This is a genomic window from Nostoc sp. FACHB-888 (genome assembly GCF_014696655.1).
GTDB lineage: Bacteria > Cyanobacteriota > Cyanobacteriia > Cyanobacteriales > Nostocaceae > Nostoc.
The window spans coordinates 1-19,458 of the sequence record NZ_JACJQM010000035.1; the positions used below are offsets into that span (position 1 = coordinate 1).

The window sequence follows — 19,458 nt, forward strand, 5'->3', positions numbered from 1 at the left end:
TAAATTCGTTGAGTATTATTTTCTTAATTATCCTAATTTTTTGCGTTGTCATTAACTGAAATTAATTCATACTTCAAATTGAAGTGCGGAATGTGGGTAAAATGTTTTCTATTTTGTAAACTGTTCGGCATACTGCCGATTCTGATAGTCCCCAGTCTAATCCAATATGATAATAAGTGCGGTATTCTCTCCAGTACTGAATAACCATTAAAACTTGGTCTTCAATAGTTAATTTAGGACGGCGACCAGGCTTCTTCTTTTTTTGAGCATCAGCTTTAACTACGTCAACCATTAATTCAAAGGTTTTACGGCTCACTCCAGTCCCGAGGCTTAAATTTTTTTGCAGTAAGCTGTTTGGCGTTCTCTATTTTCACTGCTCCTCAAAGTCCTAATTGCAAATTGCCAAACCCCCTATTATACTACAAAACACTTTTGCAAGAGTTCTATTCAGAATTGCCCTTAAATGCAGCAGTTGAACTAGTTTTGATTGCCATTATTAAATCTGAAATTCATTAGGGCGTGTAATCAATTGAGCCAAATAACAGAAGCAGCAAGATAAATTGGGGTGGAATCAGCGAGGCTGTCATTTGCCGCCACTTAACTCTCAAAAGCTTTACAAGGTAAAGCTTTTAGAAAAAATCTTACTTTTACCTGTTGGCGAAGGCTCTAGTGGACTTAATAGGCTATGGAGGTCTGTACCATTTGAACCGCTCTAATTTTTGTAGCCTGAAACCCTTATGGTGACGTTGCAAAACTCTCCACCAAATAAAGTAAAGGTCAATTGGTACTGCCAAAACAAGCTAATTCTTAGAATTGCGGGTTAAAGAGCTATTTTATTTTTGTAACCCCTGCGGAACATAGCTTTCAGGCGTTGCGTGGCGGCTCATGACAGGCTCGCTACTTTTACCCCGGGTAGTGGCATGGTCGAAAGTGCTTGCAAATGGTTGATTCAACAGAGATTTAAAGGTGTTGGGATGCGGTGGAGTGAAGACGGATTTAACCATTTGTTACATCTGCGTTTGGCTTGGGTCAATGGACGCTTTGATCATCTTTTTCCTAATTCCACTTTTTCCTCCCCCAACCGCTAGATACGCCCAAACTAATGTATGTTTATAGACTCTACTGTCATTGGTTTTAGGTTATTCAAGCGACGCGATCGCTCTTTCCGCGAAGGGCATAATCCGAAAACCAATGAGCCAAGGACAATTCCAGTAACCATTGTGCCTGAATTTTCTGTTTGTTGCAGTTTAAAGAAAAAGTAGCACCATAGATGAATTGCTTTACCACTAGTAATCCAATCACTGCAAAGCCGTAGCCCTCGCTCTTATAAAAACAGGGTATGGCAACGGCGGAGAAAACGTGAGTGTTGAATAGCAGATGTTACACAAGCGCGATCGCTGTTACTGCCAAGAAAGTGCGATTGCCCTTTGAGCCGAAGCCGTAGCCAATCGGCTCCTTCATTGAACGTTGCAATGTATTCTCCAGTTTGTTGCAGAAACGATTAACGTAAATTAGACTTGTCGGGAAATAAAAGATGAGTGAGGCAATGTTGGTCTTGCAACTGGGATTTTCTTAAGCAGCCATCAAGTAGAAGTTCCATAATCCTGCTGCGGTCAGCATCAAGTGATCATCAAACTTTTTAATCCGATTACGATAAATGACACTGACGGCGTTGTATCGCTTCACACCAGCAAAAGCATTTTCGCAAACTACACGGGATTGACTCAATTGGCGATTCTCTGCTTTTTGAAGATCACTTAACTCGCCCCCTTTAGGCTTTTTGTGAGGAAGATGGAGATTGTCATACTGCTTCTGTATTCCTTGAAAGCCAGAGTCTACTTCAATCGGAATTTCATCAGGCACACTGCCGGCAATATCTTCTTCGTCATGAAAGCGTAAGTCCTGGCAGTTTGCCTTCTCTTGCCTTGCTTAACACTAAAATCCGTTTGCTTTCATCAACCGCCGCCAAGTGTTTACGTGTATGACGTTTCTTTTTACCGGAGTAGTTCTGTTTTTGTTGTTCAGGATCTTGAGGACGGGCAATTGGGCGCTCTGTGCCATCAATCATTACCCTTTGGACTCCGGGAAACCGTGACAAAAATGCTTCAATGCTTTGGAGATGGCGTTCCGGTAGTGCCATCTTCTGTCCCAAAGCCGCTTCTAATATTGGTTGCAATCGATGCATCCACTCATGTGCCTGGGAGCGATGCATATCAAATAGCAGTCCCGCCACATCGAAGGTCGGATAACACTTGAAGTAGAACAGGATGAAAAACAATTTGTCTTGAGTTGTCAGCAAGCGGGCTTTGCGTCCTCCACCCAAGGCACGTTGACGAGGCTTGGTCTGTTGATTCTCAAAGTATGTGCTGCTAAAGGTGGGCAATAGAGCGTCAAACGCTTTCCGGTTCAATCCAGTTAATGCACGCAACAGTCGATCTTGCTTCAGCGCACCTTCAATATTCAGCATCATCCTTTCCTACCACTGCTGTCTATTCTCTCTTATTTACCGACAAGTCTAATATCTTTTGGGATGGTGCTGTTTTATTAGCTACGCTTTTAGCCGCCTTTTTTGATGGTAAAGGCAGATTAAGACTAGCATTTTTGCCAGAGTTATCCCTCTTCTGTCACTCTCCGAAAACATTTGCCATTTCTGCATTCTAGAGCTTTTGTATAGCAAGCGATCGCGCGATTATTTTCTAATAACAAATACAAGACCCATTTTTTTCTAATAGTATAGCTTGTATTGATTGCCCCATAAGGCTTATAGCGATCGCCCTTCCGGAAAGTGACAGAAGAGGGATATAGGACTCATATCTGATTTTTGAACAAGATTTCATATAAAACCCTGATAAAACGGGCTTTTCAGTCTCAGGATGTTTTCAGAAATCAAATCGGAGTCCTATATGATAATGATTATTATAATAAAATGTAACTATACAAGATTTTTACCGAGTCTGTTGCTTGGGAGGGAAGAGGGTACACTTCGACTACGCTTAGTACAAGTCAGTGCATCGCGGGTAACGAGTAAGGGAGGACGCAACAAATACATTACTGCACTTTCTGTTGGGCAGGAAGCCTACAGTGTACGTGTTGACGAAAGCCTCTTGTAGAGAAGCTTAAAAATATCCAACTGAATGCTGACTTTTGACTCCTGAATTCTGTTTCGGTAAAACAGACTTTATGCCTTCTTTTGAGACTTAAGTTATGTACTTTATTAATTTTAAGCCCTTGTAACTAATAGTATTTCACGAAATTAATTGAGAGAGTCAGCATCTTAATTTTTCTTTTTGCAGAGATATAAAAGAGATGTGGGCAAGAAAGTTTATAACAGAGGTAATGTTATCGAAGCTGTAAACCAAGGACAAATTAGTACACAGGAGATATAATTGGAACTTTCACTACTACTTCATCATATTCTTTTTGTGCTTCCGCCTATTGACAGATATGTTTAACGTAAATAGTCAGTCCAAAGATTTCTTTGCTGAGAATTTACCTTGAATATTTTATAAAAAGGCCTTGGAAAAACCTAATATTTTCTTTTTTAGACCGTTAACGGTTAACAGTCAACATTCAACTTTAGAACGTTAACGGTTAACAGTCAACAGTCAACAGTCTTTTTTGTGAGATGTAGCTTAGATCGCTACAATCTGATAAGATTTCCAAAAGTACAACAGCTGCTTGTTCTCTTTTTCTTGAAGCCAGTGATTTTGGGTCTTTTTTGGGAAAGGAAAATAAAAAAATGTCTCATCTATTGTGGAAAACTCTGGTACTAAGTCCAGTAGTTTTGGGAGTGACGGTGTTGGTTTCCGCTAGGGCTATGGCTGCTGAAGTAGCAAGTTCTTCTGAGGCAAAATCTGCTCAGACAGAAGCACCAATAGCTTCTAGTGCTTCAATGTCCATTCAAACAGAGCAACTAAAAGTTAATCGGCAGTTGGTTGCCCAAAACACTGATGGAAATAAGGTTTTAGAAGAAGTTAACCGCTACAGCAGTGAAGGCAAGAACCAGAATTCACTGTCTCAAGTCACATCAGTTTCTCAGTTTTCTGATGTACAGCCTACTGACTGGGCATTCCAAGCTTTGCAATCTCTGGTTGAACGCTACGGTTGTATCGCAGGATACCCTAATGCCACTTATCGGGGCAACCGGGCACTAACCCGTTATGAATTTGCCGCAGGTTTAAATGCTTGTTTAGATCGAGTTAATGAACTGATTGCCACTGCAACTGCTGACTTGGTGACAAAACAGGATTTAGCAACTCTCCAACGTTTGCAAGAAGAATTCTCGGCAGAACTAGCAACTCTGCGTGGCCGAGTAGATGCTGTAGAAGCACGGACTGCTGAACTGGAAGCAAATCAGTTTTCTACTACTACAAAATTGGTGGGTGAAGCTATTTTTGCCGTTACTGATGTGTTTGGCGGTAATACTGGCGATGCTAACAATACTGTCTTCCAAAATAGGGTACGTTTAGACTTACAAACCAGCTTCACGGGCAAAGACGTTTTACACACCCGTCTTGCAGCCGGGAATGCACTAGCCTTTAGTCAAGTAGATAATGGTGGTCTTCCTATCGATACTGCTGAAGGCACACAAACTTTTCAAGTCGGCAGCACTGGTAACAACGGTGTCATTATAGACTGGCTGGCGTATTACGTACCCATAGGCCCAGCCCAAGTTTACTTGGCGGGCACTGGAGGTATTCATAGCGATTATGCTGCCACTAACAACCCTTACTTTGAAGACTTTGATGGTGGTAATGGTGCTTTGTCTACCTTTGCTTCTGAAAGTCCCATTTATCGGATTGGTGGTGGTGCCGGTGCAGCACTGACTTTACCCTTTGGTAGCGGTGGTAGCATTTTTAAGCCAAGTTCACTGACTGTAGGCTATTTGGCGTCAAATGCTAATAATCCTGGAGTAAATCAAGGTTTGCTTGAAGGTAACTATGCAGCTCTTGGACAGTTGAACTTTAGTGTAGGCGATCGCTTGGCTTTGGCTGCTACCTACGTTCACGGTTATCATGGTGCTGGAGGCGGTAATTTATTTGACTTAGGTGGTGGTTTAGCTGGCACTAACCGCGTCGTAGGTACTGGTCAAGCTAACACCCTCACTACACTCAACGCATCTTCCAGTAATTCATACGGCATATCAGCAGCCTTCAGACCCAGCGATAAGTTGTCAATTAGTGGCTTCGTTTCTTACCACGATGTCACAGGCTTTGGTGTTGATGATGATTATGAAGCTTGGAGTTACGGTGTTGGGGTAGCCTTACCAGACTTCGGTAAACAAGGTAACGTTTTAGGGATTTTTGCTGGTGCAGAACCCTATTCGTTTAACCGACCAGCTTTTGCTGGTACTGGCAATGATATACCTTATCACATTGAAGGTTTTTACAAGTATCGCGTGTCAGATAACATTTCAATAACTCCTGGTGTTATCTGGTTGACTTCTCCCGGTCAAAACAGCGATAACGACGATGCGATTATCGGTACACTGAGAACAACTTTCACCTTCTAAAGGTTTACTGTAGGGGCGCACAGATGTACGCCCTTACATATCTATCTGTATCAAGTATTTCGTGAAATGGTATTAGGCGATCGCTATGCAGGTGGAAGTCCATTGGAGAGCTATATAAAATATCCAAAATGCGAGAACTTTACCCAGCGATCGAGCCTTACTTAGAAGGTAGTTTAAAGGTTTCCGATCTTCATACCATTCATTTTGAAGAATCAGGAAATCCCCAAGGTCAACCCATTGTTTTGCTGCATGGCGGCCCTGGTGGTGGGTGTCCACCTTTTTATCGACAATATTTCCACCCAAAAAAATGGCGATTGGTAATGTTTGACCAGCGCGGTTGTGGTAAAAGTACGCCCCATGCCGAATTACGAGAAAACACCACTTGGGATTTAGTCTGTGATATCGAAAAACTACGCCAACATTTAGGTATAGAAAAGTGGGCGGTCTTCGGTGGAAGTTGGGGTAGCACTTTATCATTAGCCTACAGTCAAACCCATCCCTCTCGCTGCACGGCGTTAATTCTCCGTGGTATCTTCATGCTGAGACAAAAAGAGTTGCGATGGTTCTACCAAGAGGGTGCTAGCTATATTTTTCCTGATGCTTGGGAAGAATATCTCAAACCAATTGCGATCGCAGAACGTGATGATATGATCGCAGCATATTACAAACGCTTGACCAATCCAGATTTAGAAATTCAATTAACAGCAGCGCGTGCTTGGTCAATTTGGGAAGCGAGTACCAGTAGACTTTTTTTAGATCCACAACTCATGCAAAAGTTTGGCGAGAGCGAATTTGCTTCAGCTTTCGCTCGTATTGAATGCCATTATTTTATGAATAAAGGCTTTTTGGAAACAGAAGATCAATTACTCTTAAATGTAGACCGCATCCGCCATATTCCATCTGTAATTGTTCAGGGGCGCTATGATGTAGTTTGCCCGATGATATCAGCTTGGGAATTACATCGGGCTTGGCCAGAAGCCGAATTTATTGTGGTTCCTGATGCCGGGCATTCGATGAGTGAACCAGGAATTTGCAGTGCTTTAATTGAAGCAACAGATAATATTGATTTCCCTTGAGGGGCTTCGCTTCCAAGACTTTTTAATAAGTAGCTAGGCATAAATAAATTAAGGTTTGTAGTCAGGACTTTAGCCTTAATAAACATTGCTATAAGCGATGAATCACTCATTAAGAATCAAAATATTAATGTTTTAAATTATACTTTTTGGTGGCGTATTTCTATATATATATGGCTAGTATCTTGAAATGCACAAAAATGAGATTTTACTTGGAAAAAACCTTTCAATATTCGTTTGAGTGAATTAAACTTAACCCACCTGATAGCTGTAGCCACTTCTACCCACTTCCGTTTTCTTTTACTTGCTTCTGGATAATCTTCACTTAGCATTTCGACTGGTAACAAATACATCTTGACACGGTAAATTTTGCCTCCTTTGCGATACTTGTAAGTTCCCAGTTCATTAGTGTCTACCTGCCCAATTACCCCTGCTTCTTCCCACGCCTCTTTGGCTGCTGAAGCGGGTGGACTCATGCCATTAGGAATATCTCCTTTTGGAATTACCCAGTGTTGAAAATTACGGGTCGTGATTAGCAAGATTTCGACTTTGCCATTATTCACTCTATAAGGAATCACCCCAGATTGTTTAAAGACTTTGCTGATTTTTCGACTCATCTAACTGCATCCTGTATGGTCTAGCTTTTTTGTACAATGTTTATTTCAAAAATTCAAGAGCTGATACCGGATAAATTTTAGTTAATTCTAGGTTATGAAAAGGTTAAAAGTTTTTTACCCATAAAAGTTAACTATTGAAAGTTATTGATTCTTGAAGTAGCGCCATCTATGCACCCCTACCGTATGTTGCAATAAGACGCGTAGTAAACTATCGCCCATCCCATCTAAGTTGCACATTTTTCTATGTTGACTGTTGACTGTTAACTGTCAGCAGTCAACAAACCTCTTTTTCAAGTTTTGGTAGAGATACAGCGAAGATATTGTATTTAAATCTACTTCTTTACACTCATTTTCATAGTCGTTAGTATTTTTAAACAGTACTGTAAATGCACCAGCGCCTAACCTATCTTGAGGAAACATCCGGTAACAAGGCATCGTAGTTAAATGTGACTGATATTTAGCTAAATTACTAATTTCCATCGCCTCAAACTGGGGAAAGCGTTCCAAAAACCATTCACAAACTTGCTCATTTTCTTCAGGTGAATATGTGCAAGTCATGTAAGCAAGATATCCTTGTGGTGAAACAAGTTTAGCAGAGTTAGCTATAATACGTTTTTGTCGATTTGCACTTTTATTAATAGCAGTTGGATGAAAACACCCAGGTGCTTTTTCACCTTTAGCAAGTAAAGATTGTCCAGTACAAGGAGCATCTACTATTACTAGATTGCTAGAACAGGGAAACATTTCGGCAAATATACTCGAATCTCTATTTACCACCGCACTAGGGCTGATCTGGCAACGTTTCAAATTAGAAATTAGCATTCCCAGACGTTTGCCAATTACTTCATTACTGATAAGTAAGTCAGGTTGTAAAGCTTTCCAAGCGAAAATACTTTTACCTCCTGGTGCGGCACACATATCAAAAACTAAACGCACTGGCGCAGGAATAGCTAACAAAGTAGTAGCTGCAAACACCGAAGAAAAATCTAAACAATAGAAATATCCTTGTTGATGCAAGAGATGCTGACCAGGTTTTTCTCCCAGGTATAAACGCTCAGTAAATGGTGGTTGCCAATAGGTTGGCGTTTCTACTGCTAAAGGTGAATTTTCAGGCTTTTCTTTACACCAAAGAATGCTAGGTGAAAAAGGCTGAGGATTCATTAAAGCATCGATAAATTTTTCTTGCTCATCTAGATTAGTGAACAAACGCCGTGAGACTTTAAGTAATAAATTAGAAGGTTTTTCCATCTGGATATATAAAAAATAACAATTTTCAAAAATCAGAGTAAAGATGCAATTGTGTGAAAACCATATGAAATATGACGCTTCTTAATTCCGAACTGCGTAGCTTGCTTCTCGCCGAAGGCGAGTATTACGAATTAAGTTATATCAAAATCAAACTGTTATACAAGAACAATGTAATTAAGGCTTTTGGCTTCATACTCAAAATATAATGACCGCCATTGGGAACGCAATGGCCAAGCTACCCCACTGCACCGGAGAAGGTCATGTTCTTAGATAATTTTCCGCAAAAGTTACGCAAAGAAGCACAATTATGGAGGGATGAAGGATTAATTAGTTCTTCACTGTATGAGCAAATAGCAGAACGTTATCAATTTAAAAACCTGGAAGCTGCTGCACGCGATCGCAATAAAGTGATTGCTATTGCTATAGGCGGCGTACTTTTATGCTTAGGCATAATTACCTTTGTAGCAGGAAACTGGCAGGGAGGATCGCGAGAAGTCAGATTTATTCTCATGATAAGTTTGTTCTTTGCGATCGCTATCACTGGATTTTACAATTGGAGACCACCTGAAGGAAAGAAGCCAGATAAAAGCAAACGCTTACTAGGAGAAGGGTTGCTAATTTTAAGCGCCTTCATTTTCGGTGCAAATTTACTGCTGATGGCCCAAATGTTCAATATTGTCGGTTCAACTTCCCAACTGTTCCTCGCTTGGGGGTTGGGTGTTGTAGTGATGGCCTTCAGTTTGTGCATAAATTCTTTAGGAATTCTGTCAATTATCCTCGTAGAAATCGGCTATTGGACTGGGCTAGAAGGCTTGTGGTACTCTTCAAGTGAGTTAACTTGGTCGCGGCTAGTAGTGCAGCATATGCCTTTGTTAGCATGGCTGGTATTTGTCCCTTTAGCCTACTTTTGCCGTTCGCGCTGGATTTTTGGTCTAGCAGCCTTTGTCTTTGCTAGTTCCTTACAAGCCAACCTTAATCCTCTGCCATTGCTGAATTATGCTGATATAGCCCCTTGGGTGGCATCTTTTGCTTTTACACTCCCACCTGCACTATTCTGGAGTTATGATGACCTGCTGTTTCCAACCATAAATTACAGATTGTTTCAACCTCTGGCCCGTAATTTAGCATTGGTAAGCTTTGGCATTGTCTTTTATGTCCTGTCTTTTCGTTGGGTCTGGGAATTGCCAGATTATGGTTATAATCGACCAACGACTTTGACAAACTTGTTCGAGTCTCTGCCGATCATTGATTTAGGGATTCTCAGTGGCTTGGCGGTATTGCAATGGTTGTTTCTACTGCGTCAAAGAAATAACCCTCCTCGCCGTGAAGTGATTTTCACAACTGCTGTTATTGGTACCTTTCTTGCTTTCATAGCCATAGTACCTTTTTGGCATCAAACTATCAGCCGAATTGATGAGCTTGGTGTTTTTATTTTCAATGTACTTCTAGCAACATTAGCCTGGGGACTAATTCAAGAAGGATTGAAATTAAGTAACAGAAGTTCTTTTTGGGGCGGGATGCTGCTATTAACACTGCAAATTATCAGTCGCGTGCAAGAGTACGATACCGATTTACTTTTTAAGTCCTTAGTCTTTGTTTTGTGCGGTTCTGCTTTAATTAGTGCTGGACTCTGGTTTGAACGCCGTCTACCTGGTGGTAGCTCTGCAAGTAAGAAGTAGTGTAAAGGATGAAAGAATTCAGGAGTCAGAATTCAGAAGTCAGGAAAAGGTCAACCATAAAGATGATTTTGCCTTCCACTCCTAACTCCTAACTTATTCTAAAATCTCTGTACTTCAAAGTTTTTAAAGTTTCTCTGCGTTAGTCCTAATCTCGTTACTTTTGACCTCCTCAATACCTCTGCTTTTTAGGACTACGCTCATGACTAATAGTTCTTCTGAATCTAAAAATAAAACCTTGTCTCCCGAAGCAGAATTCTCCAGTAAGGTGACTTTTCGGGATTACTTGATTGCTACTGAACAAAAATCGAATAAGCCCTTACCTTTTTGGCGTTTACTAGTTCCTCTGGCGCTGCAAACAGGGTTAATTATGGCAGTACCAGCCCAAGCTCTTTATACAGATGTGACAGGTAAGACGGTGATTTTGCAAACCGTACCTGTAGATTCTAACAATGTGCTGCAAGGTAACACCTTAGCGCTAGATTACAATATATCCCGTACCGCAAATTTGAGCAGATTACCTGGTTGGCAAACATTAGTCAGCAAAGGTCGTGGAAGCGGCAGAAGATTGCCTGAAGGAACCAACGTTTACGTGATTTTGCAAGAGCAACTATCCTCTGGTCGCGGTGTTCCTAGAGCTTGGAGACCGTTACGAGTGACTAGCGATCGCCCCAGTTCTTTAAGAGCCAATCAGGTAGCTTTAAGAGGTGTTTATCAGGATGGTTCAGTCAACTATGGCTTAGAAACATATTACATCCCAGAAAACCAACGGCAGCAGATGAGGAACGATTTGCAAGCCCAACGCGCCCGTAGAGGACAAGTACCCCCCATTGTAGTGAAGGCGAAAGTAGATCCACAGGGTAAGGCAGTCCCAGTTAGTATGTGGGTGCGCGATCGCAACTATCGTTTTTAAGGTCTCTGGAAGAAAAATAATCTTGAAGCAATTCACGAGAGTTGCCACGATTACAAGCACATGAGCAAAAGCGCAAGCTAAGAACATCGGGAGCCGTGTGCAGTGAAAGCTGCACGCACGGATCTAAATGAGAGGTGCGGGAGATAATACTCCCCATCGACTCAACCCAAACAGAAGCAGCACGGCAACAAGCCCAGTATGACTTAGAGCCGTAGTGAAGTTCAGAAATTGGATAATTTATTTTTTGGAGTTCACTAAGATACTGCTGTGACTGGATTTTGAAATTACATCCGGATTACACAAGTGCAAAGTAGTTTATGTATAAAAAAGAGATTGCTTTGCATGATTAACCAAATTGTCACTTTAGAATCTTGTTGGCATAGTTCTGCACCGTGGGGAAAAGCTATGCCGCCATTAGCAGTTCAAATCCTCGAAAAAGTCTTTTTATCAAGTTCTGATATATCAGGCTACTGTTGTGGTGTCCAATGGGAGAAGCAGGAATGGATTTATGCCATTGTCTGCTGTCGTGAAATACTCTACTTGCCTCAAGAAGAATTTTTGAGAACAAACTTTGTGGAAACAGCCACAGTTACCACACCAGTTTTTAAATTGGGCGATGTGGTAGAAGTTGATTTTAGTGAAGAACCAGTACGTCGTATTATTCAAGGGATTTTTAGCCTGAAAAACAATTGGCTATATGCAGTAGAATGGCGTTCTCCAATTTTGGATGAAATGGCATCGGCTCAAAGTAGAATTATCTGGCTTGCAGATGTGGATTTAGTCAAAGTGAATGTATGATTGTGTTTTTAAAGTTTTAACAAAAAAGTTAGTGTGTTCATCCGAGTGTGTGTTTAATTGTTTGAGTTGGTTTACTATTGCTAGGATTGAATCTGAATAGTGAGCCAACTGAATCCCAAATTCGATGTTGCTTTCCAAAAATTGCGTCATCACTAATGTTTAGCTTTCTGCATTGACAGTAACTTTTTATAGTTAGACAGTGTTAATTCTAAAATTAAACCTACAGACTGTAGTAAATTAGCCCTTGTTTTGTCTAGAGTGAAAAACAAGTCATAAGCTAAAATTTCAACTCATGCTGCATCGCGTATCAAAATATGGAGTGATTTGTATCACTCAACCACATCATGCTTGGCTTTCAGGTCAATTAGCACGAGCTTGGGGTAATGAACAATTTGGTCAGTTTCTTCCCAAAGAAGAAGTTTCTCTAGCCGCAGAACAGCATGACATTGGGTGGTTGCGGTGGGAGCAACAGCCTACGCTTAACCCCCAAACTGGTTACCCTTACAAATTTACAGAATTGGCAACTGAGGTACATATAGACATTTGGTCGGGTGCTAAACAGTTAGCACTTCCTTTAGGTAGATATGCAACGCTACTGATTTCATTGCACGGAACAGGATTGTATGAGAGATTCACAAATTGGCAGAACTCAGAAAAGTCTGCTCGAATTGTTCAGGATTTTTTCAAAAACGAGTATGCTTTTCAAAACCAGATTATTGAACTTCTTCAAAAAGATGGATATTATGCATCTTATGTAATGCCACAGGTAATAGAGCGAAACAAAAAGCTTGTAGCAACATGGGATGCACTTTCGATAATTTTATGTGAAGGAAAAACTGGAGAACACTATGTCAATCAAGTTCCAACAACTAATGGTACTACTACATTAAAGTTAAGTTTGACAGAAGATAAAGAGCATCTTCATACAGTAATCATTTCTCCTTGGGTATTTGAGCAAAGTGAAATCAAGCTGGTCTATGAAGGACGCCTTTTGCGAGAAACCTTTAGCGATGAAGCAGCGATGCAAAAGGTTTTGACAAGTGATTGTTGGGTAACTCTAAGCACTACTTTGATACCAGGCTGACGTATGAGATTTTGAATCAAATATTTGACTGAAACTGAACGATAAACTCATGTTTAGCGTTGATAGAATTACGCTATCACTGGCTTTAATGCTCAACTCACTGCACCTCCAAGGAATATCGCCACTTTCGTATCCACACCCGTTACAAGTCAGCGTGCCGTTCAAAACTCCCAGTACTTGTACGGTGGTATAAACATTGACTATTGAATAAAATAATGCTTAGAGGCATAAGATACATATACATTTATATACTCTACTGAAACAAATAATTCAGTAGAGTATTTTTATAGGAATGCGATGTCTGCTCCCTGCCGCTTACCTAACAATTTTGGGGAAGCCAGCCTACTGCTAGTTTTTCTCTCCTAGCGAACCCTACGGTGTACACACAAGTCTTATAGAGTTGCCCCAGAGCCTTTTGATCCCCCCAACCCCCCTTAAGAAGGGGGGCAAAAGTCTCTTAAAGTCCCCCTTTTTAAGGGGGATTTAGGGGGATCTCCAACGATTTTGGGTCTGTACAGAGATGTGTGTACACCGTAGCCTAGCGAACCGGAGGATGTCGAAGGAATAGCTACTGTGTTGACATCCTAGTAAACTCAGCGAGTCCCTCACGAAACTCGCTGGTCTTCAAAACCGTGCTTAATAGTTTCCCATTACACGGCTCCTCAATGATTCGGCACTTTGTCATGTGTACTTTACAACTAAACCATCTTCGGTTGTCTTTTTATTGTGGCAGTGTCTGTGTAATATCTGGGTTGTTATGCTGCTTCCTATTTGCCATCATAAATGTTTGTAAAAAGGACGATACAGGTAGCACTCAAAGCCAGCACGCTTGTAAAAAGATTGATGTTTTCTTCTTGATTGAAGCCTGACATTAACTCAAGTAGCAAGTCACTATCTTGGCTCGAAGCTTCTTTAAGTTCTAGGCTGCTGTACTGGGTCATCTTCTAGATCATTGCTACTAAAATATGAGATTGAAACCGTTATATTACGAAATTACTAATATATTTCAGCGAACTAAACTGGCGAAACAACTACTGAATATAAAAGCCGGGCAATCTCTCAAAAATTCTCTAAATTTACCTATTCAGTTTTATAGCGATCGCCAACTTCATCAACAAGCTAATCGTACAATAATTGAAGCTTCCTGCTCAATAACTGCTTGCCTCGACAGATAAATTTCTTAACCGAGCAGTATGGGGAGTGGGTTATAGCCATCTTAGCTTTGGCTATCCACGTAGGGTGGGGTAATTTACAATTAGGAGATTTTCATTGCCAGAATCTTCAAAGCTACTGCTTCAGGGACAGGCATCACCGATAATCTATTTCCTTGTCTCAGCAACATTAACTCTTCGGCGCTAAACTCCTCTTTGAGTATTGATAGCGATATGGGGTTAGAAAAAGTCTCAACAAATTCTACTACAACTGTTTGCCACCGAGGAGATTCGGAACTTGATTTCGGGTCGTAGTATTTACTTTCTGGCTCAAACTGTGTTGGGTCAGCAATGTCTTTTTTCACCACACGCATTAATCCAGCAATATTGGGAGGATTAGTGTTGGAGTGGTAGAAAAAAGCTAAGTCTCCTTCATCCATTTGGCGCAAAAAGTTGCGAGCTTGATAATTGCGAACACCGTCCCAGATAGTCTCGCTTTGCTTTTGAAGGTCAGCAATGCTATAGGCTTGTGGCTCTGATTTCATTAGCCAATAATTCATTTACACAAATTATATAAAAATAACAAGGGTTTTTTAGACAAGGGGATTTTGCCCCTTGTCTTTGAGATGGTAGCTGGATTTACGCCAAGTTGTACTAGTGAATATTTGACTTAACTGCGGTAAGCTATAACGGCATAAAACGGATCTCCTCCAGCTGCACCCAACCACTGTAATAAATTCGGTAATGTTGACTTATGAACTATAACTTCTGCGGTTGTAAATCCTGAAACTGAGGCGAAATAAGCTTTGACTAATTCTACTCGCTGTGCTTCTGAAGCCTCCCGCCAAGCTTGAATTGCCTTTTCAAAAAACATCCGGTTAGAAAAGCTGATAATTGCGACACCACCGGGTTTCAGGATGCGGTAAATTTCGGAAAATACTGCTTCTGGATATTGCACATACTGCACAGATACGCAATTAAGAACAGCATCAAAATCTTCATCTGGTAAAGGTAGCTGGGGATTTTCGTTAATATTTTGCACAAAGTAATGATTTAAGTGGGGATTTCGTGCTAATTCCTCACTATTGAGTCCATGTCCTTCCACATGGTCAAACTGCATCTCTTCTGGTAGATGAGACACCCAGCTGCTCATCATATCAAAAATGCGGGTGTTGGGTTTCAGGCGATCGCGATATAAATCCGTTAGCTGTTGAATAAATCCTTCATCTACATGAGTGACCAAGCGGGGATAAGCATAAAACAGCTTATCGTCTGTGTCGTCTAATTTCAGGCGCTGATTCGGTCTTAACTGCATAAATCTCTGTTTTGGAGTACTTTTTGGGAAAATTGCTGCAATTTCAGGTATTTTTTTACAAACCTATGTAACATATTTTAATAACACCGAGACACATGAATGAGTTTAAATAGCAGCATTCAATTTTTATCAATTCAATGTTATATAAACTACACTTCTTGCAGCATATTTGGCGACAACTCCGCTTAGTCGCATCATTACCCTATTTTAGTTTGTTAGTTTGGATACTTCCATTATTATTATTTACTTCAGGGCACAATAGCCTAATGGCACATGATGAAGGGCTTTATGCATCGCGTGCCCGTCTGATGTTTGATTCTGGTAATTGGATAGCTCCTTGGGAAAGGGCACATCATAAAACCCCTGGCCCTTATTGGATAATTGCTAGTTTCTACAAGCTGTTTGGTATCAGTGATACTACTGCGCGTTTTCCTAGTATGATTGCTGGCATTTTTAGCTTATGGCTTGTGTATGAAATCGGCAAAAGTATGCTAGACAAAAAATTAGGTTGGCTAGCTGCGGCAATTTTAAGTGTGGAATTTCTCTGGCTGCAATACTCTCGCTTAAGTACACCTGATTTACCGACGGTTCTCTTGGTACTTTTAGCTATTTTGTCTTTAATAAAAACAGAATTGCATCCTAAGTCCCGTTATTTGTGGAGTTTTCTAGCTGGTTTTAGTTTAGGTTTAGGCTTCTTAGTCAGAAGCTTTATGATTTTTTTGCCAATTATAGCTTTATTGCCTTATTTAATTTGGGAAAATCGCCGTCATCGTCATCTTAATAACCCAATTTTGTATTTAGGCTTTTTCGTAGGTTTAATACCTACCTGTGTTTGGCTGTGGTTAAGTTGGCGGCACTACGGAATTCAGAGCTTGCAGGAGTTGTTCAACTTTGTTGTGCAACTAGGTTCTAAAGATAATTACCAAAATGATCGGCTGTTTTATTTATGGAATATTCCTTTAAAAGCATTCCCTTGGGCTTTTTTCGGACTTTTAGGTTTGTTTTTGACCCTCCGTCGTCCTATTCCTCGTTACCAGTTAATATTAGTTGGGTTTCCACTTGTCCTATTTGTAGAACTTAGTCTTTTTACCACTCGTTTATCTCACTATAGTCTTTGCCTTTATCCGTTTATAGCTTTGTTTGCATCTGTAGGTTTAAACTGGCTAGGCAATATCTATCAAATAGGAATGACCCCACAATTACCTCTTAAAAAAAGTAAAATAAATGTATTAAACGTTTTTGCAAAGAAGAATCTTCCCCGAAACCTCAGTTATGGCTTTGGTGGGTTAGGAGTTCTACTTGTGATAGCAAGTATTGGCATTTTTAGTTGGGGTAGTTCTGATATTCGCAAGTATGCAATTATTGGCTTGGCTATGGGCTTGGGTTGGTTAATTTTGCCTATAGTGTGGATTGGCCGTTACCACTTTGGCAAAAAGTTTCTCACAGCGCGTTATTGGATTGCAGGTTGGTTAATTCCCTGCTGGCTGGCTTTGGCGGCGATGGGTAGCGTAGGTTTTTTAAGTGACTATAACCCTGGTTTAAAAACTTTTTTACAACAAAGTGCGATCGCCTCAATTGTCCAATCTTATCCTACCTACTATGTAGATATAGATGCTAAAACCAAAGTACTGTTTAATTTCTATCTTCCTAGTCGCCCTCAAGCAGTAGCCTCTATCTCCCAAATACCACCTTTGAGCTATGCTTGGATATATGCTAACCAATCCCCTAAATTATCTCGACCTCACCGCATTATCGGCACTGTCAAAGAGTCCCAATTGATTCAAGTTATTCCCTAAGACAGATGCAAAACAACTATTGCTAAAAAAGGTCAATTCATTTATAATAGTACGTACGCTAAGTATTATATTAAATGGTTTCTACATCTAATCATTCCTCAGCTTTAGATTCGTGGCAGCAAAACCTAGCACCATACAATTTGGGTTACAGAATCAAATTAGTCTCACAACTGCTCAGTCGCAAGTTTACTGAGAGGCTAGAACCATTTGGACTTACGCCATTTCATTGGTTGGTGTTGTGTTGTTTGTGGCAAGAAGATGGTTTACCTACTTCTAGTATTGGGGACAAACTCAAACAAGTAGGAGGGACTTTAACAGGCGTACTAGATCGGATGGAAGAACGCGGCTTGGTGCGCCGAGAACGCGACACTCACGATCGCCGCATCTGGCGAATCTGGCTAACGGATGCAGGTAAGGAACTAGAAGCTGTCTTACCCCCAATCGCCGCCGCAGTGCGTGATGAAGCGATGGATGGCATTTCCTTTGCTGATCGGGAACTGTTTTCCCAAATCTTGAATCGGGCGATCACTAACCTCTCCTAAAGATAGTCCCACAATCACCCGACTGGAGGAAGTGGTGTAAAGATTTGTTTTGAGACAATACTACGTATACGAAGGAAATAAGGATTTTTTTCAGGAAATACTACGCATTCTAAATAAAAGACTATTAATCAAATTTATTGAACGAACAAGCGAGTTAAGAATCATGGAGGCTAATACTTTTAACGGACGCAATCAAAACAAAACCCCATTTATCGGAAAACAATTGATTCCTGATTCCGAGACTTTAGAAACTGTGATAGCACAAGCACCAGTTGTAACAGATGAGATAGAGAAAGAGAAAGAAGTTCCACCGAAGCGGAAAAAACCGATTGGTTTAATTTTGACAGCATTAGGTGTGGGTGCGATCGCAGCAGGTACTTTTGGTTATAACTATTGGCAATACGCTTCCACCCATCAAGAAACAGACAACGCCACCGTTGCCGGAAATATTCACCAAGTTAGTAGCCGTATTCCCGGAACTGTAAGTCAGGTGCTAGTGAATGATAACCAACTGGTGCAACCGGGACAATTGTTAGTGAAGTTAGATCAACGAGATTATGAAAGTAAGGTACAGCAAGCAGCAGCAGCCTTAGAAAATGCTCGTGGGCAGGCGCAAGCAGCCGAAGCAAATATTGCTTTAAGTTCACAAACCACCAGTGGTAAAACAACTCAGGCACAGGGCGATGTTAGCGGTGCGGTAGCAGCAATTTCCACAGCAAAAGCAGCAGTACAAGAAGCCCAAGCTGGGATACCAGCAGCGCAAGCTGAAGTCAGACTAGCCCAAGCTGGGATTCCCGCCGCGCAAGCGCAGGTAGCACAAGCAAATGCGAATTTGGAAAGAGCACAAGCAGATTACAATCGCTATAACCAGTTGTATCAATCAGGTGCGATCGCTCGTCAGCAATTAGACACCGCCAAGGCAGCTTATAACGTGGCTACGGCAGAAAAAAATGCCGCCATTCAGGGAGTAGAACAAGCCCAAGCTAAGTTAGCCTCTGCTAGAGTTGGTGTCGCCAAAGCGCAGTCTCAACTAGCACAGGCGCAAGAAAATGTTACCAATGCCCAAGCTAAATTGGCAGCATCCAAGGGGGGATTGCAACAAGCCACCGCAGGCGGACAAGATACAACAGCAAAACGTAGTCAATACGAAGCGGCAAAAGCAGCGATCGCGCAATCAGAAGCATCGCTTAAAGACGCGCAATTGCAACTATCTTACGCCAACATTACCGCTCCCAGTGCCGGACGCGTAGGTAGAAAAAACGTGGAAGTTGGCAACCGAGTCCAATCGGGAACACCATTAATGGCGATCGTGGATAACAACTATTGGGTAATTGCAAACTTCAAAGAAACCCAATTAGAAAAGATGCGTCCAGGCGAACCAGTAGAAATCAAGCTAGATGCTTTCCCTCATCACACCTTTATTGGTCGTGTTGACAGTATTTCGCCAGCTTCCGGCGCTCAGTTTGCCTTATTACCACCGGATAACGCGACAGGTAACTTTACTAAAGTTGTCCAACGCATTCCAGTAAAAGTAGTTTTTGATCAAAAGAGCATTCAAGGGTACGAATCGCGGGTTACTCCAGGAATGTCTGCGGAAGTTGCGGTGGAAGTCAAGTAATAGCAAATTACTTAAAAACATATGAAAAACATCTTTCTTGTTGTAACATCTTCCTACATCTACGGAGAGGCGTAAGAGATGAGGTGAAATGATATTTATGAAAGCAGATTGATAT

18 protein-coding genes and 2 pseudogenes are annotated in these 19,458 nt (G+C 41.1%); 12 read left to right on the forward strand and 8 right to left on the reverse strand.

Going from position 1 to position 19,458, the window contains the following annotated elements; all coding sequences use genetic code 11:
• Positions 1–97 precede the first annotated feature (97 nt).
• Positions 98–374: pseudogene (locus tag H6G26_RS20895) on the reverse strand (transposase family protein); the annotation flags it as partial.
• 537 nt (positions 375–911) lie between these two features.
• Between H6G26_RS20895 and H6G26_RS20900 the strand changes: the two are divergent.
• Positions 912–1,088 (forward strand): annotated as a pseudogene (locus tag H6G26_RS20900) (ISKra4 family transposase); the annotation flags it as partial.
• A gap of 18 nt (positions 1,089–1,106) precedes the next feature.
• Positions 1,107–1,262 (forward strand): HU family DNA-binding protein, encoded by a 156-nt coding sequence (locus tag H6G26_RS20905; protein ID WP_190731084.1) that lies wholly within the window; start codon positions 1,107–1,109, stop codon positions 1,260–1,262.
• 310 nt (positions 1,263–1,572) lie between these two features.
• On the opposite strand, the gene H6G26_RS43850 is transcribed toward H6G26_RS20905, so the two are convergent.
• Positions 1,573–1,863 (reverse strand): transposase family protein, encoded by a 291-nt coding sequence (locus H6G26_RS43850; protein WP_347242487.1) that lies wholly within the window; start codon positions 1,861–1,863, stop codon positions 1,573–1,575.
• Positions 1,864–1,885: 22 nt separating this feature from the next.
• Complete coding sequence (locus tag H6G26_RS20910; RefSeq protein WP_277883910.1) at positions 1,886–2,470, reverse strand: transposase; 585 nt, start codon at positions 2,468–2,470, stop codon at positions 1,886–1,888.
• 1,269 nt (positions 2,471–3,739) lie between these two features.
• Between H6G26_RS20910 and H6G26_RS20915 the strand changes: the two genes are divergently transcribed.
• Both H6G26_RS20915 and pip read left to right on the forward strand, forming a co-directional pair.
• Positions 3,740–5,512 carry an iron uptake porin gene (locus H6G26_RS20915; RefSeq protein ID WP_190731085.1) on the forward strand — a complete coding sequence of 591 codons (1,773 nt, stop codon included), beginning with the start codon at positions 3,740–3,742 and terminating at the stop codon, positions 5,510–5,512.
• A gap of 128 nt (positions 5,513–5,640) precedes the next feature.
• Positions 5,641–6,588, forward strand: a complete 948-nt coding sequence (pip, locus tag H6G26_RS20920) for a prolyl aminopeptidase (protein ID WP_190731086.1) — start codon at positions 5,641–5,643, stop codon at positions 6,586–6,588.
• A gap of 137 nt (positions 6,589–6,725) precedes the next feature.
• On the opposite strand, the gene H6G26_RS20925 is transcribed toward pip, so the two are convergent.
• Both H6G26_RS20925 and H6G26_RS20930 read right to left on the reverse strand, forming a co-directional pair.
• Entirely contained in the window at positions 6,726–7,202 is a 477-nt protein-coding gene (locus tag H6G26_RS20925) for an NUDIX hydrolase (protein ID WP_190731087.1), read from the reverse strand.
• A gap of 267 nt (positions 7,203–7,469) precedes the next feature.
• Positions 7,470–8,450, reverse strand: a complete 981-nt coding sequence (locus tag H6G26_RS20930; protein WP_190731088.1) for an RsmB/NOP family class I SAM-dependent RNA methyltransferase — start codon at positions 8,448–8,450, stop codon at positions 7,470–7,472.
• Between the two features lie 260 nt (positions 8,451–8,710).
• Here H6G26_RS20930 and H6G26_RS20935 point away from each other — a divergent pair, with 260 nt between their 5' ends.
• The 4 genes from H6G26_RS20935 to H6G26_RS20950 all read left to right on the forward strand — a co-directional run bounded on the left by H6G26_RS20935 (position 8,711) and on the right by H6G26_RS20950 (position 12,921).
• The gene (locus H6G26_RS20935) at positions 8,711–10,129 is read left to right on the forward strand and encodes a DUF2157 domain-containing protein (RefSeq protein ID WP_190731089.1); all 1,419 of its coding nucleotides are present in this window, start codon (positions 8,711–8,713) and stop codon (positions 10,127–10,129) included.
• Positions 10,130–10,328: 199 nt separating this feature from the next.
• Positions 10,329–11,039, forward strand: coding sequence for a GDYXXLXY domain-containing protein (locus H6G26_RS20940; RefSeq protein WP_190731090.1), 711 nt, complete (start codon positions 10,329–10,331; stop codon positions 11,037–11,039).
• A gap of 342 nt (positions 11,040–11,381) precedes the next feature.
• Positions 11,382–11,837, forward strand: a complete 456-nt coding sequence (locus H6G26_RS20945; RefSeq protein ID WP_190731091.1) for a DUF1392 domain-containing protein — start codon at positions 11,382–11,384, stop codon at positions 11,835–11,837.
• Positions 11,838–12,129: 292 nt separating this feature from the next.
• Entirely contained in the window at positions 12,130–12,921 is a 792-nt protein-coding gene (locus tag H6G26_RS20950; protein WP_190731092.1) for a DUF3891 family protein, read from the forward strand.
• Positions 12,922–13,688: 767 nt separating this feature from the next.
• Here the strand turns inward: H6G26_RS20950 and H6G26_RS20955 are convergent.
• Positions 13,689–13,862 (reverse strand): hypothetical protein, encoded by a 174-nt coding sequence (locus tag H6G26_RS20955; RefSeq protein ID WP_190731093.1) that lies wholly within the window; start codon positions 13,860–13,862, stop codon positions 13,689–13,691.
• 30 nt (positions 13,863–13,892) lie between these two features.
• On the opposite strand from H6G26_RS20955, the gene H6G26_RS20960 reads away from it, so the two are divergent.
• Entirely contained in the window at positions 13,893–14,096 is a 204-nt protein-coding gene (locus tag H6G26_RS20960) for a hypothetical protein (protein WP_242053817.1), read from the forward strand.
• 80 nt (positions 14,097–14,176) lie between these two features.
• Here the strand turns inward: H6G26_RS20960 and H6G26_RS20965 are convergent, their stop codons facing one another.
• Both H6G26_RS20965 and H6G26_RS20970 read right to left on the reverse strand, forming a co-directional pair.
• Positions 14,177–14,632 carry an EVE domain-containing protein gene (locus H6G26_RS20965; RefSeq protein WP_190731094.1) on the reverse strand — a complete coding sequence of 152 codons (456 nt, stop codon included), beginning with the start codon at positions 14,630–14,632 and terminating at the stop codon, positions 14,177–14,179.
• Between the two features lie 110 nt (positions 14,633–14,742).
• Positions 14,743–15,387, reverse strand: coding sequence for a class I SAM-dependent methyltransferase (locus tag H6G26_RS20970; protein ID WP_190731095.1), 645 nt, complete (start codon positions 15,385–15,387; stop codon positions 14,743–14,745).
• Between the two features lie 137 nt (positions 15,388–15,524).
• Between H6G26_RS20970 and H6G26_RS20975 the strand changes: the two genes are divergently transcribed.
• The 3 genes from H6G26_RS20975 (at position 15,525) to H6G26_RS20985 (ending at position 19,343) form a co-directional block, all read left to right on the forward strand.
• A complete protein-coding gene (locus tag H6G26_RS20975) occupies positions 15,525–17,183 on the forward strand; it encodes a glycosyltransferase family 39 protein (RefSeq protein ID WP_190731096.1) in 1,659 nt (552 codons plus the stop codon).
• 74 nt (positions 17,184–17,257) lie between these two features.
• Positions 17,258–17,725, forward strand: a complete 468-nt coding sequence (locus H6G26_RS20980) for a MarR family transcriptional regulator (RefSeq protein ID WP_190731097.1) — start codon at positions 17,258–17,260, stop codon at positions 17,723–17,725.
• A gap of 163 nt (positions 17,726–17,888) precedes the next feature.
• Positions 17,889–19,343 (forward strand): HlyD family secretion protein, encoded by a 1,455-nt coding sequence (locus H6G26_RS20985; protein ID WP_190731098.1) that lies wholly within the window; start codon positions 17,889–17,891, stop codon positions 19,341–19,343.
• Positions 19,344–19,458 lie beyond the last annotated feature (115 nt).